This window comes from Bdellovibrio sp. HCB117, assembly GCF_047305915.1.
In the GTDB taxonomy this organism is placed as follows: domain Bacteria; phylum Bdellovibrionota; class Bdellovibrionia; order Bdellovibrionales; family Bdellovibrionaceae; genus Bdellovibrio; species Bdellovibrio bacteriovorus_B.
In genome coordinates, this window is record NZ_CP178622.1 from 1234125 (window position 1) to 1248456 (window position 14332).

Here is a 14332-nt window from a genome sequence, read left to right on the forward strand (position 1 = left end):
GAAAGGGATGAATTTACGGCATCATAGCAGAATTCCCATGGTTCCGAAATGGAATTTCGGTTATAGTCCGCCATAAATTAAAGGAACATAAGCTCGTGGTACAGATTGGTCATTTTAACAAACTCAAGGTCGTCAAACATGCGGATTTCGGTGTCTTTCTGGATGGCGGCGATGATGGAGAGATCCTGCTTCCCTTACGTTATATGCCGGATCAGTGTGAAGTTGGTGACGAGCTTGAAGTTTTTATTTGCTATGACTCTGAAGACCGCTTGATGGCTACGACCGAAGAGCCCTTTGCGCAAGTGGGAGAGTTTGCTCACCTTAAAGTCAAAGCCATCGAAAAAGTCGGTGCCTTCTTGGATTGGGGCTTAGCGAAGGACTTGTTTCTTCCTTACAGTGAACAATCCCGCGAACTGCGCGTAGGTCAGTATGTTGTGGTTCATATTTACTTGGATAAAACCGATCGTATTACGGCGAGCATGCGCTTAGATCGTTTCATTGATAAAGAGCCCGGCGATTACAAAGAAGGTGATGCTGTGAATCTTTTTATCGCGGCCAAAACTGATTTGGGATTCAAGGCCGTGATCAATGGCCGTCACTGGGGCATTCTTTACGAGAACGAAGTTTTCCAACCTCTGTATCATGGCGAAAAGTTAAAAGGGTATATCAAGAAAATCCGTCCCGACGGAAAAGTCGACCTCAGCTTACAACAAACAGGACATAAAGGTTCTGACGATATCGGTGAAAAAATCTTAGAGCTTTTAAATGAAAAACGCGGCTTTCTTCCTTTGACAGAGAAAACCGCCCCTGAAGAAATTTATAAGCTTTTTGGTGTTAGCAAAAAGAAATACAAAATGGCTTTAGGCGGCCTTTATAAAAAGCGCCTGATCACGATTGAAGACGATGGTATCAGGCTGGTGGAGGGCTGATACTGTCTTGCTCCTTCGGCTTGTCTTTATGACCGACGGGAGTCAGATCGTCGAAGGCCGGTCCTTCGATCACTTTACCGTGACAATCAAATCTTGAACCGTGGCAAGGGCAATCCCAGGATTTTTCTAAAGAGTTCCAGTGAACCACCCCCGCGAGGTGAGGACACACGGCAGACATAAACTCCAAGTGTCCCACTTCGTCTTTGTACACCGCCACTTTTTTAAGTCCTAAATTAACTACGGCGCCTTCGCCTTCCGGAATGTCATCCAACGACTTCACATGATCGGGGGTGACATACTCAGTGTATTGCGCGGCAACGTTCGCATTTTCAGAGATGAACTCTTTGGCCGCTTTGAGATTCACCCGGCTTGGATCATACAGCTCTTGCCAAGGGTTGGGACGATTCATAATTTGATCCCGAATCAATATTCCTCCGACCACACAATGGGTCATGCCATTTCCCGAGTCGCCGGTGATGATATAGACATTGTTCTTATCCATGGGGTTGTGCCCTAAGAATCCCATTCCATCGACGGGCTCCATCACTTGTCCCGACCAACGATAGCGCACGGACTCAATAGGGAAGCGTGTGCGTGCCCACTCTTCGAGGTTTTTCAAAGAATGTTCAGGGTAGGGGTTTTGTCCCGTCTTATGATCTTCACCGCCGACGATAATAAGATCGTGAGTGACTGAGTAAGGCGTCGTACGAATGTAGTGGTACGGATCTCCGGTATCCCAACAAAGCACATGAGGGAAGCGCCCCTTGGCGATAAGACCAGCCACCACGTATGTGCGGTAAGGTGCTTGTTTTGTGTGAATCGCAAACAGGTCATTGATCGGTGAGTTCGTCGCCACCACAATGTTCTGCGCGCGCACGGTGTGCCCATCACGAGTTGTGACTGAAGCTTGTTCTCCACCCTGTACGTCCACGACGACGGTGTTGGTAAAAATCGCCTGACCTTTTTTTAAAATGGTATCAGCCAGTCCCCGTAAGAGCTTTAAAGGATGAAGCTGAATCTGTCTTGGAAAGCAAAGACAAGTCCCGCAATCAAATCCTAACGGAGGCTGTTGAACGAGCTTTACTATAAGACCGGCGCGGGTGGCCGCGCGAAATTCATCTTCTAGCGTAGTCAGATGATCGCCTTCGGCCAGGAACAGATATCCATCAAGATGTTGCATCTCGCATTCGATGCCTTCTTCTTTGATGATGCGTTCGATTTCATCTAAGGCAGCCTGATGGCTTTCAGCGGCGAAAGAAGCTTTCTCTTCACCATGCAGTCTTTCAATTTCAAAATACCGGTCATCAAGGGCCGTTGTAAAGTGAGCCGTGGTTCTGCCGGTCTGCCCACTTCCTAATTCGTGGGCCTCTAAGACGCAGACAGAGCGACCTTCTTTCATCAGTAGATAGGCCGTGATCAATCCGCCCAGACCTCCGCCGACCACGCATGTGTCGACCATAAGGTCTTTGTCCAAAGCTTTGGTCGGTGGCATTTCCACCGAGTCCATCCAATAAGAGTGGGTTTCGTGTGTGTGATATGTGTTCATACGCCCATTTTATATCGCGGACATGTCGATGCCAGATGTATAGAAACAGTGTCTAGGGTGGCCGCATTCGTTTTTGAATCGCTTTCAGTTAAACTCTTTATATGACACGCAAAAATCTTTTTTACGCCATTATCGCTTTTGTCGTCGGAGTGTCCGTGTGGCTCTTCTATGTCAATCGTGAAATGCGTGAGACTCAAAGTCTGATCCTGCAACAGGCCGAGCGTCCGACACGCACTGTCGCTGCCGTGCCCGAGACAAACTTAGCCGTAGAACGCGCTCGTGTGCAATCCGAGATCACTGTGCTTCAGCAGCAAATCAGTGATGAAAGAACTAAACTTCAAAATCAGCAAAGGCTTTTAGAAGAAATTCGCGCCCGCACTCAAAATAGCATGCAGAATCAGAACCCCAATAATTCTTCCGCCATTCCACCGCAAGGATCCTATGGAACTCAATTGCGATCCACATCCAATCAGATTCAGGATTTTTTAGAGGATCTCCAAGGGTTTGATCGTATACAAGAAGACATCAACCAGCATGCTTCCGATTTGATGCGAGATCAGACCAGTCAGGCGCAGATGCTAAAAGAACAATTGGATCAGGATATTCGCAATATGGAAGCCGCTGTTCGTGAAACTCAGCAAGAATGGACCTTCTGGGTCTACAACGGGAACTACATCAACGAAAAAACCGCACGGCTTTCTGAACTTCAAACGCTTTTAGAAACTCAAAGACAGCAAATCGAGGTTTTAAAGCAGCAGCGCGCAGATGTGTCAGCCCAAGCACTCGCAAATACGCAAGCGATTCAATCCGAAAAACAACAGGCTTTACAGGATCTTCAACAAACACGTTTAGATATTCGTGATGAAATCGCAGCTCTACGACAGGAAATGGTTCAGTTGCAACAAGCCCAATCCCAAGCGCAAAGCAATCAATCCACTTTGAGTTCTCAGATTCGACAAGCTCAAGAAAATGTACGTCGACAACAAGAGCAGATCCGTGTTTTAGAGTCGAATTTGCAGCAGAAAAATGAAGAGCTCAGCCTGATTCGTTAGATTAGTACGAATTGCACCAAGGCTGTGGCGTGATCACTTTCTGAATTTCGTTTGCGCGCATATAAAGAAATTGAGAACCCACAGCTAATTTCAAACGTTGACTTCTTTGCGAAGGCACGGCGGCCGTGACGATCTGTCCGTAACCTTGACTGTCGGTCATGGTCACACCTTGGATGCCTTTTAGATTCCAACGCACATTGCGGCTTCCCAAGGGTTGTAGGTCTTCCTCTGAAAGAACCGTCGAAATAGTGCCCTCAGAATCGCGACAGAGCAGACGGAAGTGAATCACAACTAAATGCTCTTTGTGGCAGTTCTGTGAACGTGAATAGCCATAGCCCGTGTCACAGGTATTAAAAGATTTTTCCGAAAAGCCCAAGCTATCGCGGTCTCTTTCAAGTTGCAGGTGTCTTTGGATAGCGATGTAATCAATAGCTGTAGTTTCTTCAGCAACGGGTTCTGAAGCGGGCGGGGGAGTCGAAACTTCCTTCTTAGGAGTCGTCGTACACGCCGCAAGTATCAACGCAGGTAAAATCAGAATCAGAGATCTCATTGTCGTCCTTCTTTGGAATGTTGAAACATTATGACATAAATAAGGATCACCTTACAAAGTTCGATGAAGTGCCGAACTATTGGCTAATTATAAAGGTCGAGATTGGCAGAAGAAGGTCGCCTTGAAATGAGACTTTTCCACTCTGCCTCCATAGTGTCTGTCTATTCTCATCCTAGCAAACGAAGGAGAATCTTATGAAAAATAGAAGACAAGCCCTTGCAGACCTTCAACTCTATATCGCCACAAGTGTTATTCTTGCACTCTCGGCTCCTGCCTTGGCACAGCAAGCAGACAGCGCGCGCAGTAAGTCGCATGAAGAGCATCGTGCCGCTTTCGACGCCTGTCGTGAAGAATTGGGATTGCCAGCACCCGTTCAAGGCGAAAGACCTCAAGCCTTGGATGAGGAAACACGGGCGCAGATGGATGCTTGCTTAAAGGAAAAAGGCTTTGAGCCACCGAAATTTGGTCGTGGCCACGGAGGACGTCCGCCTAAACAGGACAGCTCGTCGTCTTCAGGTGTTCAATAATAAAAAGGGGCTCTCAACGAGCCCTTTTTTTAAACCGTGTTCTAGAATACAGGTCACTAGAACTTTTCAAAATTAATTGCCGCAGACTTCGTCTAAGGACACGCGGTATTTTTCGGGTTTAAAGATACGACCCAATTTCCCTTTGATGCCGCCAGAACCTTGGCGTTCGATCGTACACTTTTCAATGTTTGCAAATTGATCTGAAATCATGATGCGGTGAAGACTGATACGAAGTGTGTGAAGATTCGTCGTCGCTTTCACTTTATTCAAAAGAGCTGTCGTCAAAGAATTACCCGCTTGAAGGACATGCAAGATGTCCGTGATACCCAATTGGTAACGCTTGTATTCTGCATCGTACACTTCACGCAAATTCGCTTCCGCCAAAGAAGCCGCTTGATACTGACGGTGAGCCTCTTGCAAAGCTCCTAAAGTCGACTCAATCAAAGCCGCTTGGTCATAGCGCAACTCTTTTTTACGAAGACGAAGTTGCTCAACATTCAAGTTTGAAAGTTCAAGACTTGGGAAGTAACCAAAGCCCATGTTCACAGAGCCCGTTGAAGTCACAGAGCTGAACGCCCCCCCTGAAGCCGGACGGTTCATCCCTAAAGAGCTTCCCGTCAAGAAGCTGAATGCCTTGCTCCACTTGTTGTATTGAGCCGCAGTGATCATCGCATTCATTTGCACAGTCTCTGGCGAGCTTTCGTGGATTTTCTCTAGTAGAGCGGTCGGAGTCATGCTTTCAGCTGCTGAGGAAGGAACAGTCGCTCCCTCAAAAACGATTTCTTGAGTCAGCTCAAGACCTAGCATTTGACGTACGGACGCTTTTTCTCTTTTGATCAACTCATCCACTTGCGACACTTGCACCAAAGCATTCTTCGCTTGAGCTTGCGCTTGCAAGTATTCTTCTTTACGGATGATGCCCACTTCGGCAGGCAAGCGCAGAGCTTCCGCAATCTCTTCGTAGTTTTCGTATTGAGCTTGAAGAGCATTGCGAAGTTCGATGTCACCCAGAACCGTCAAGTAGATCGAGTAAGCCGAAGCATAACCGTTCAACTGCGCAAGATAGTAAGAAGTCCCTTGAGCGCGAAGAAGGTAAGTATTTTCTTTTAAGTCCAACCAGCTGCTTGGCATAAGGAAAGGTAAAAGCATGCTTACGGACGTCAGCATGAAGCTAGGTCCGCTGGAAATGACGGCACCTAAATTCACAGAAGGCAGAAGGTTGCCACGAGCAATCGAAACTTGTGTCTTGGCCTGTTGCACTTCGTTCAGCGCAATCGCGATGTCGATATTACGAGACAAGAAAAGTTGGCGTAAAGTTGTAGGATTGATCTTCACCGGCCCTTGTTGTTTTTTAGGAGCCGCAAAAGCAGATGTCGTCACTAAGAAGAATGTCAGAAGCAGAGTAAGAAATTTCATTAAAGGATCCCTCCCTCATTTATGTGACCCACAGAGTTATTAGCCACCGAGCTGGTTGTCAAACACGTCTTTATTCGGGTCCCAAATTACCATGGGGTCCCAAATCGGCCTCGTGTATTCGTTCCATCGTGAGATACAGGAATGAGAAAACTTTAATGCATGGGGAGCTATGTTAAAATTGTAAAAAACTTAGATAAAAAGCATCGATTTCGCGGGAGTTGTACGTTGGAAGACCAGAAGTCGTTTCAGTATGCCTTTAACCAAAGAAACAACATGCTTGTTGTCTCTTTAACAGGAGAAATAACAAGCCAAGTCGTCCCGGCTTTGGAAGCCTGTCGCCAAGAACTTTTGGGTAAGAAGGATTTCAGTCGTGTGGTGATTTATTTTCAGGATGTCGACGCGATCAGCCTCGATGCGGTTCCGGTATTAGCGCAAATGCAAAGAGAAATTCGCGCCAAACCGGCCGATCTCCGACTGGCTTCTTTGCGCGAAAGTCTCAAAGAAAAATTGATTCGTATGGGGGTCGTCCGCGGACTCGAAGTCGCAGACGATTTGAAGACGGCGTTGCTTTCGTTTTAATTATTTGCAGAACGCCAAGTTTTTAACTGCTTTTTGTACTTTCTTGTATTTTTGAGAGCGCGCCTGAGGGCGCAATACATCCCAATAAGATTTGCGAGAGAAAAGCGCGTCTTGCGAAGCCATTTGTTTATCTAACATGGAAAGACCACAGCGGAATGTTGTTGCTGGAGAATCGGCGTCGCCACGGCGGCAACCTTCTGCGTAAACCTGTTCACGACCCTTGTGAAGTTGTAAAAGACCTTTCAAAGTTCCATTCGGACCGCGCGCCGTAACGGATTTCGTGCATGAGCTTTCAAGATGCACCATCGTATTGATGATCATCACCCACACCATCTCTTTTCCATTGTCATTCAACGAGTTGAACGCCGGGCAAGCCGCGAGTAAGTCGGGAGTGGCGTGATAAAGATTTTCGTAGCGTTCTTTACGCATCTCTTCGGCGATGGTTCGACCCCAGGATCCTAAACCATCTGAATCGATGAAATTGTCACATTGATCCGCAAAGGTCATGAGCTCTGTCACGTCGATCATGTCTTCGACTTTTTCTTGAGCGGTGATGGTATTACGAATGTCGCGCAGTTGCGCTTGGGCGCTTTTCTGACTTGTAGAGCAGGAAGTGCAGGTTCCGGCTTGGAATTGCGATGTGCTTGAGTGTTTCGTCGCTTCAGCTTTTGCCGCAAGCATCATGAAAACAAAAGAAAAAATAAATGTCGCAGTTTTCATAGGCATCTCCATATCTACAGCTAAAGCAAACATGGTGCCTAAATCTCAAAATAAAATGGGAAGGCATACACGCCTTCCCATTGTCGAACTCACTAACAGTTGGTTGCCGAAAAAAGCGACCGTCTCAGAGTGAGACTAGTCTTGATACTTCTTTTTTCCGGGGCGGAAACGCTTGATGCCCGGGTGATCACGGCGTTCGCCACGGTCACCACCACGATCACTGCGCTCGCTGCGTTCAGCGCGCTCAGAACGCTCTGTACGCTTCGTCGCATGACGTGGACCAGAAGCTTCTGCACGAGGACGGTAGCCAGTCACGGGATTGATTTCCGCACGTTCTTGGCGTTCCGCGCGAGGAGCAAAGCTACGCTCTGTGCGTTCGCCACGTTCTGCACGGTCACCACCGCGATCACTGCGTTCGTTACGATCACCACGATCGCTGCGCTCAAAGCGACGGCCACCGCCACCGCTGCTGTAGCCACCACGACGGTAACCACCACCACCACTGCGGCCACCGCTATCGCTGCGACCACGAGTGAAGCGATTGTCGTTAGGATCACGAGGCAATAATTCGCGAGGAATGCGATCGCCCATGTAATCGAGCATCTGGTCTTTCTTCACGAATACTTTCGGGAAGTAAGCCACGATGAAGCGAGCCAAAAGCTCTTCTTTTGAGAAGTTTTGCAAGTTGATGTCTTCGCTTTGGATCAAGTCTTGGATCAAGTCATTAGCAAGTTGAAGCTCAGCGCCTTCCGCAGGCATTGTGCTGACGCGATCTAAAACGTCTTTGATTTTTAAGCCCGCAACTTCATCGGCAGAAGGAACAACGCCCTTAGTAAGAACCGCTTTCGTCGTGTTCATCACGCGGCGAAGAAGATTCAATTGCTCAGGGTTCACTAAAGTGATCGCCGTTCCTTTTTGTCCGTTACGACCGGTACGACCGATACGGTGAACATAAGATTCCGCATCCCAAGGTAAAGAGTGATTGATTACGTGAGTTAGATCTTTGATATCCAAACCACGAGCCGCCACGTCAGTAGCCACGATCACTTTTACTTGGCGTTGCTTGAACTTTTTCAAAGTCGCTTCACGCTCTTGTTGGGATTTATCACCGTGCAAAGAATCTGCAGGGAATCCACGTTGAGTCAAAATGTCAGCTAGCTCTGCCACTTCCATTTTCGTTTGGCAGAAGATGATGCCGTAGAATTCAGGCAATGTTTGTAGCAAGCGGCCAATGACTTCCGTTTTTGCAGAGTCTTTCACCGTGTAATAAACTTGCTCGATAGTGTCAGCAGTGCCAGTGGATTTATTGATTTGAACCGTTTCTGGGCTTTCCAAATACGTTTCAGCAATACGACGAACATCGCCGCTCATAGTGGCAGAGAACAACCAAGTACGGCAGGCCGCACGGTGAGAGCTTTCGCCCTCAGAGTGTGTGGCTTTCAAGATGAACTCAAGGTCATCTTTGAAACCCATGTTTAACATTTCATCGGCCTCATCAAGCACGACCGTTTTTACGTTTTGAAGTTTGATAATTTTTTGCTCTAGGAAATCCACAAGACGGCCGGGTGTTGCCACCACGATGTGCGCGCCTCTTTTAATTCCTTCGATTTGAGTGCGGTAGCTAGAACCACCGTAAATCGTAACAACACGAAGGCCTTTTTTCTTACCTAGCAAAGTCAATTGCTCGGCTACTTGAAGAGCCAACTCACGTGTGGGGCTCATCACTAAAGCTTGAGTGTCTTTTGTGGAAGCATCGATAGACTCTACAAGAGGGATACCGAATGCGGCTGTTTTTCCTGTGCCTGTTGATGCAAGACCGATGAAGTCTTGAGCTCCTGCTAGGAGGATAGGCAAAGCTTGGCGTTGGATTGGGGTCGGTGTCGTAAAGCCCATGTCCAGCATAGCGGCCATCACCGGCGCGCTCAGACCAAAGCTTTCGAAACTATCGACAGTTGTCAATGGAGTCATTAAAGGGAACCTTTCAGAATAAGTGGCCCCGAAGATAAACGATCTTGAGGTCAAAAGCTCCCTATTTCTTGGCTTTTTACATGAAATGTACTATTTGCACAAAGCGAGTGATTTTACGATAGACTGAATTGCGCTGATCTTCTGATAACTTCCGCCTCTCTTGATCACCGCCCAATACACTCCTGAGCTTAGGACGATGGCCCCCTTATTTTTTACCTGCTTGGCCATAATTCCGACACCACAATCCAGATTCAGATAGGGGTCCAAGATGGTTTTCTTAGGGTCCGTGGCCGAGAGGTACTTATCCTTCGACCAATCAAATTCACACCAGGGGGCCCACTGGATGTCCTGGTAAGAGAGCTGCAGAAGCCCCTCGGAATACACCGGTTTTCCCGTGACGGGATCAGTTCCCATCGTGGTTTCCTGCATGCGCGAAGTAGGACTGTAAGCGCTCTCATATTTCGTGATAGCGACAAAGATCTGCGCCCACACGTTGGCGCGCTCATCGTTGTCGAGCTTGTAGTAAGTCGGGCAGAAGTCCTCGATATCATCGGCTCCCGCAAGCAGGGTGTTCCAGTCCGTGCCGATGATTTTTTGTAAGTGCTGGGACCACAGTGTGCGTTGCGGGTAGCTCGTGCTTTCCCAGGCGAGGGCCTGCATTTTGTAAGAGGGGACTTCAGGTTCAGCGGGTGTCGTTGGGGTTGTTGGTTCTTCTGTGTCTGGCGTTTCGGGAGCTGGCTCTGCGCCCCCTGAACTTTGGTTTGAATCTCCTAAGTGAGTTACGGGAAATTGCCCTGATTGTGAACATCCGATCGACAGGACCAGAGTTGAAAACAGTGTCGTCGCGAGTATATGGTGTCTGAAGCTTTTGTAGATCGTGGTTGCCATCTTAGAAGCCCTCCGCAGGCCTTAAAAAGCAACTCGAAGACCATGTGAGGGCGCTCTACATTTCGCGAAGTGCTTGAAATTCTTGAAGCTTCCTTGCGCGATTTTTCCCCGAAGTTTATTTTTTTGTGTACACTCTTGAAAGTGCACACAAACTAAGCAAAATATTTAAAAATTTTTAGCGCACTTTCGCCATTTTCGAGATATAAATCCGCGCGGACGTGCAGGATGTGCAGCGAGCTCTGCTCGCAAGCTGGACTCGCTCCAACGCGAACTAGATAGGAAAAAAGAATGATTCACTTATCAAACATTTCTAAGCAACACGGTAACAAGATCCTTTATCGCAACGGCTCTTTCCAAATCAACGCCGGCGAAAAAATTGGATTGGTGGGACCGAATGGGGCTGGTAAGACAACCATCTTCCGTATCATCACGGGTGAAGAGGGTGTGGATGGTGGAACGATTTCTAAATCCGATCGCACTGTTATTGGCTATTTCTCACAAAACATCGAAGAGATGAAAGGTCGATCCGCTTTAGAAGAAGTGAAATCCGCCGTTGGCAATATCGGCGATATGCAAGCGCGCATGCAAGAGTGCGAGACGAAACTAGCGGACCCGGAACTTGATGCAGACGAGATGACAAAAATTCTTGAGGAGTACGGTGAGCTTCAAGCGGAGTTTGAACGCTTGGGTGGTTACGATCTTGAGTCTCGTGCAGCAGAAATTTTAACTGGTTTGGGCATTGGCCCTGATGACTACCACCGTCCGACGGACAGCTTTTCAGGCGGTTGGAAGATGCGTATCGCTTTGGCGAAAATCCTGGCTTTGAATCCTGAAGTTCTTTTGATGGATGAGCCGACGAATCACTTGGATGTTGAATCTATTATCTGGCTTGAAGAGTGGTTGAGCAATTTCCCGGGCGCGATTTTGATGACAAGCCATGATCGCGATTTCATGAATCGCCTGGTTACTAAAATTGTTGAGATCGCGAATAAAACAATCACCGTCTATGGCGGTAACTACGATTTCTACGAAAAAGAACGCGAGATCCGTTTGCAACAATTGATCGCTGCGGCGAAACGCCAAGAAGACATGTTGGCAAAAGAAGAAGAGTTCATTGCTCGCTTCGCCGCTCGTGCATCTCACGCCGCTCAAGTACAGTCGCGTGTGAAGAAGTTAGAAAAAATTGATCGCATTGAAATTCCACCTGAAGAAGCAGAAATCAAATTTGAATGGCCGGTGCCTCCTCGCGGTGGTGATGAGGTCGTGAAGTTTGAAGGGCTTTCTAAAATCTGGAAGCGGGATGATGGTAAAGAGAAATTAGTCTTCTCTGGCGCGAATGCTTTAGTGAAGCGCATGGACCGCATTGCGGTTGTCGGCGTGAACGGGGCGGGTAAGTCGACGCTTCTAAAAATTATCGCGGGCCATGCAGAGCCTACAAATGGCGCCGTCAATATCGGAGCTTCCATCAATGTCGGTTATTTCAGTCAGAACTCTTTGGATGTTTTAGATCCGAAGTCGACGATCTTAGATGAAGTTCATGCGCGTATGCCGAACGCAGGATTAGGTTTTGTTAGAAGTCTATTGGGCGCGTTCAAATTTTCGGGTGAAGAGGCTGAAAAGAAAATATCCATCCTTTCAGGTGGTGAAAAGTCACGCGTTGTTCTGGCGACAATCTTAGCTCAGCCCGTGAATCTTTTGATTCTTGATGAGCCGACGAATCACTTGGACATCAAGTCTCGTGAGGTTTTATTGGAAGCAATCAAGAACTTTCCGGGTACTGTGATGATCGTAAGCCATGATCGCCACTTCTTAAGAGAAATCACGACACGCGTTTTTGAAGTGGATAAAAACCAAATCCGTATCTACGAAGGTAATTACGAATATTACACTCGCAAAAAACAACAAGAGGCCCTGGCATAATGAAGGGCCGCATCCTGGATCTTCGCACATTTAAAATTCCACTGGGAAAGTTAGCTCCCTTGGAAACTTTTAAAACGCGACAGGGTGCCTCACTTTCTTATCGCCTGTATCCAGCGTGGTGCGAGGACTTGATTGTTCTGTATCACGGTGTTGGAAGCGACAGTCGCTATATGTGCGTACTGGCTTCTGCGTTGGCGCAATCCGGTGTTGCGAATGTCGTGACTCCGGATTTTCGTGGGCATGGTGCGAGTCTGGGCATTTCCGATATTATTCCTGAAAATCAACTTGAGATCGATCTTGAAGAGTTGATCATTCACATGAAAATGCAACGGGCGATTTCGCGAATCACCTTGGCGGGTCATTCCCTCGGTGGCGGTTTTACGTTGCGAGTAGCGACTTCGGAGTTGCGTAAGCAGTTTGCTAAATTTGTAGCGTTGGCGCCACGTCTACCAGCTCATTTACAGGCTTTCTATCCCAGTTACGGTGGTTGGATCACTCCGAATGAGGATGGAAGTTTTGTCGTCAATATGCCCGAAGCCATGCGCAGCGGTCAGGAAAAGATCACGTATTCAAAAGAATTTCTTAAAGCGGCATCGCCAGCTGATGACTTAATGGAAAAGCTAGCGAAGCTTTCTCCGCCGTTGAAGGTTTTTACCGGCGCAGATGATGAAGTCGATATTCCCGAAAGACATCTGGAGCTCTTTACTAAAGCAAATATTCCAGTTGAGATCCTCCCAGGCCTGAATCATCTTACTATCGTCTCAAAGCCAGACAGTTATCTATCGCGGTTTTAATTTTTCTTATTGTAGAGTTCCAAGATGAGGCGGGAAAATTAAAACTGTTTTTCTCTGCTTCCATAATCAGGAACTCCCATCAAGCTTCACGAAAGACCTGCCGAAGAGTTCTACAGAATAACCAAATTATTGAACGTAGGTGGTGGTTATGAATTCAGAGGTAGGGGCCTTTGCCCTGCGCCAGGTCTTAGCGTCGACCGCTGTGGTCGGCCCGATCTTGATTCTGATCGGGCTGTGTTATTATCTCTTTAAACAGGATAAAAGAAGCGTATTACTGTATCTGTGCGCCGGAGTGGTTTGCACGGTGGTGGGCGCGATCTGCTTGTATTCGGAGTTCAGAGCCGAATCTGGTGTCGCTCCTGAGGTGCAGCGAGCGGCAAAATAGCAACCTACTGGGTTTTAATTTCCGTCCAGGCATCTTCAAAGAGTTTATTCTTCTCTCCAAGATCTTGGATGCGTTCCAGATTTTTCAAAGTAGCCGCTTTCGGGAAGAGGGCTTCGTTGTTTTGCAACTCTTTCGGAAGATCCGATTGAGTTTTGCTCAGAACGGGTCCTCCCAAAATCGTTTTTACCTTATTGATTTCTGCTTCATGACTTAAAAGAAAATCGATCAGCTTATGGGCTGCTTCAATGTGTTTTGCACCCTTGGCGATCACTAAATTGTCGATAGCCACGGTCGCACCTTCTGCCGGAATGATGTATTCAATTTTTCCTGGCGCGCGGGCAGCGGCTTGCAATGCATCTGAAGAGTACGCTTGGGCTGCCGCCACTTCTTTATTCCCTAAAATGTCTATCGTGTCGGACGAGAACATCTTTACGTTCTTCTTTGCCTCAAGCAAAGTGGCCTTGGCTTTGGCAATTTGTGCAGGATCAGTGGTGTTCACGCTGAAGCCATGAAGCTTAAGAGCGGCCCCCATGGTTTCGCGAACATCGTCCAACAACGCCATTTTACCTTTCAGCTGATTGTTCGTAAGAAGATCCTTCCAGCTATTCATCGGTCCTTTGTAAAGCTCACGGTTGACCGCAATGCCCACCGTCGTCCAAATGTAGGGTACGGAGAATTCGTTCTTAGGATCGAAATCCTGTTTTAAGAATTGTTCGGCGATAAGCGCTTTGTTGGGAAGAAGTTCCGCTTTTAAGGGCTCAAGCAGGTTCATCTTACGCATGATATCGACCATGTAGTCGGAGGGAACGGCCACATCAATCCCTGATGAACCCATTTGCATCTTTGCTAAAAGCTCCTCATTTGAGGAATAGTTGGAAATGTTGATCTTGATACCGGTTTGTTGTTCAAACTGCGCCTGCATTTCCGGAGAAAGATAGTTGCCCCAAATTGAGAGGTTCACCACTTTGCTTGAAGTGTCTTGAGCCTCTTTTTTCGTACAACCCGCCAGCAAAGCGAAAAGAACAGAGATCGCGATCAATATTCTCGACATTTTTTTA

At 47.5% G+C, this 14332-nt stretch carries 14 protein-coding genes; 7 read left to right on the plus strand and 7 right to left on the minus strand.

Features of this window, described 5'->3' with window-relative positions:
* Positions 1-95 precede the first annotated feature (95 nt).
* The gene (locus ACLWBD_RS05945; protein ID WP_063209388.1) at positions 96-929 is read left to right on the plus strand and encodes a S1 RNA-binding domain-containing protein; all 834 of its coding nucleotides are present in this window, start codon (positions 96-98) and stop codon (positions 927-929) included.
* Here ACLWBD_RS05945 and ACLWBD_RS05950 read toward each other — a convergent pair.
* Complete coding sequence (locus tag ACLWBD_RS05950) at positions 910-2475, minus strand: FAD-dependent oxidoreductase (RefSeq protein ID WP_081112262.1); 1566 nt, start codon at positions 2473-2475, stop codon at positions 910-912. The two genes, ACLWBD_RS05945 and ACLWBD_RS05950, sit on opposite strands and share 20 nt — an antisense overlap.
* A gap of 101 nt (positions 2476-2576) precedes the next feature.
* Between ACLWBD_RS05950 and ACLWBD_RS05955 the strand changes: the two genes are divergently transcribed.
* Positions 2577-3527: a hypothetical protein gene (locus ACLWBD_RS05955; RefSeq protein ID WP_413570007.1), complete on the plus strand. Its 951-nt coding sequence runs from the start codon at positions 2577-2579 to the stop codon at positions 3525-3527.
* Position 3528: 1 nt separating this feature from the next.
* On the opposite strand, the gene ACLWBD_RS05960 is transcribed toward ACLWBD_RS05955, so the two are convergent.
* Entirely contained in the window at positions 3529-4077 is a 549-nt protein-coding gene (locus ACLWBD_RS05960) for a hypothetical protein (RefSeq protein WP_413570009.1), read from the minus strand.
* Positions 4078-4271: 194 nt separating this feature from the next.
* On the opposite strand from ACLWBD_RS05960, the gene ACLWBD_RS05965 reads away from it, so the two are divergent.
* Positions 4272-4604, plus strand: a complete 333-nt coding sequence (locus tag ACLWBD_RS05965) for a hypothetical protein (RefSeq protein WP_413570010.1) — start codon at positions 4272-4274, stop codon at positions 4602-4604.
* Between the two features lie 72 nt (positions 4605-4676).
* On the opposite strand, the gene ACLWBD_RS05970 is transcribed toward ACLWBD_RS05965, so the two are convergent.
* Positions 4677-6020, minus strand: a complete 1344-nt coding sequence (locus tag ACLWBD_RS05970; RefSeq protein WP_413570012.1) for a TolC family protein — start codon at positions 6018-6020, stop codon at positions 4677-4679.
* A 159-nt stretch (positions 6021-6179) separates the two neighbouring features.
* Here ACLWBD_RS05970 and ACLWBD_RS05975 point away from each other — a divergent pair, with 159 nt between their 5' ends.
* On the plus strand, positions 6180-6599 hold the full coding sequence (locus ACLWBD_RS05975) for an STAS domain-containing protein (protein ID WP_413570013.1): 420 nt from the start codon (positions 6180-6182) through the stop codon (positions 6597-6599).
* Here the strand turns inward: ACLWBD_RS05975 and ACLWBD_RS05980 are convergent, their stop codons facing one another.
* From ACLWBD_RS05980 to ACLWBD_RS05990, 3 genes are all read right to left on the minus strand, one after another.
* The gene (locus tag ACLWBD_RS05980) at positions 6600-7319 is read right to left on the minus strand and encodes a hypothetical protein (RefSeq protein WP_155722604.1); all 720 of its coding nucleotides are present in this window, start codon (positions 7317-7319) and stop codon (positions 6600-6602) included. It lies immediately after the preceding gene.
* Between the two features lie 135 nt (positions 7320-7454).
* Positions 7455-9287: a DEAD/DEAH box helicase gene (locus tag ACLWBD_RS05985; protein ID WP_253696956.1), complete on the minus strand. Its 1833-nt coding sequence runs from the start codon at positions 9285-9287 to the stop codon at positions 7455-7457.
* A gap of 90 nt (positions 9288-9377) precedes the next feature.
* Positions 9378-10175: a hypothetical protein gene (locus tag ACLWBD_RS05990; protein ID WP_413570014.1), complete on the minus strand. Its 798-nt coding sequence runs from the start codon at positions 10173-10175 to the stop codon at positions 9378-9380.
* 288 nt (positions 10176-10463) lie between these two features.
* Between ACLWBD_RS05990 and ACLWBD_RS05995 the strand changes: the two genes are divergently transcribed.
* The 3 genes from ACLWBD_RS05995 to ACLWBD_RS06005 all read left to right on the plus strand — a co-directional run bounded on the left by ACLWBD_RS05995 (position 10464) and on the right by ACLWBD_RS06005 (position 13274).
* Positions 10464-12095 carry an ABC-F family ATP-binding cassette domain-containing protein gene (locus tag ACLWBD_RS05995; protein ID WP_063209404.1) on the plus strand — a complete coding sequence of 544 codons (1632 nt, stop codon included), beginning with the start codon at positions 10464-10466 and terminating at the stop codon, positions 12093-12095.
* Positions 12095-12889, plus strand: a complete 795-nt coding sequence (locus ACLWBD_RS06000) for an alpha/beta hydrolase (RefSeq protein ID WP_413570016.1) — start codon at positions 12095-12097, stop codon at positions 12887-12889. Before ACLWBD_RS05995 ends, ACLWBD_RS06000 begins: the two co-directional genes overlap by 1 nt.
* 148 nt (positions 12890-13037) lie before the next feature.
* Positions 13038-13274 carry a hypothetical protein gene (locus ACLWBD_RS06005; protein WP_413570017.1) on the plus strand — a complete coding sequence of 79 codons (237 nt, stop codon included), beginning with the start codon at positions 13038-13040 and terminating at the stop codon, positions 13272-13274.
* Between the two features lie 4 nt (positions 13275-13278).
* Here the strand turns inward: ACLWBD_RS06005 and ACLWBD_RS06010 are convergent, their stop codons facing one another.
* Entirely contained in the window at positions 13279-14325 is a 1047-nt protein-coding gene (locus ACLWBD_RS06010; protein WP_413570019.1) for an ABC transporter substrate-binding protein, read from the minus strand.
* Between the last annotated feature and the right edge of the window lie 7 nt (positions 14326-14332).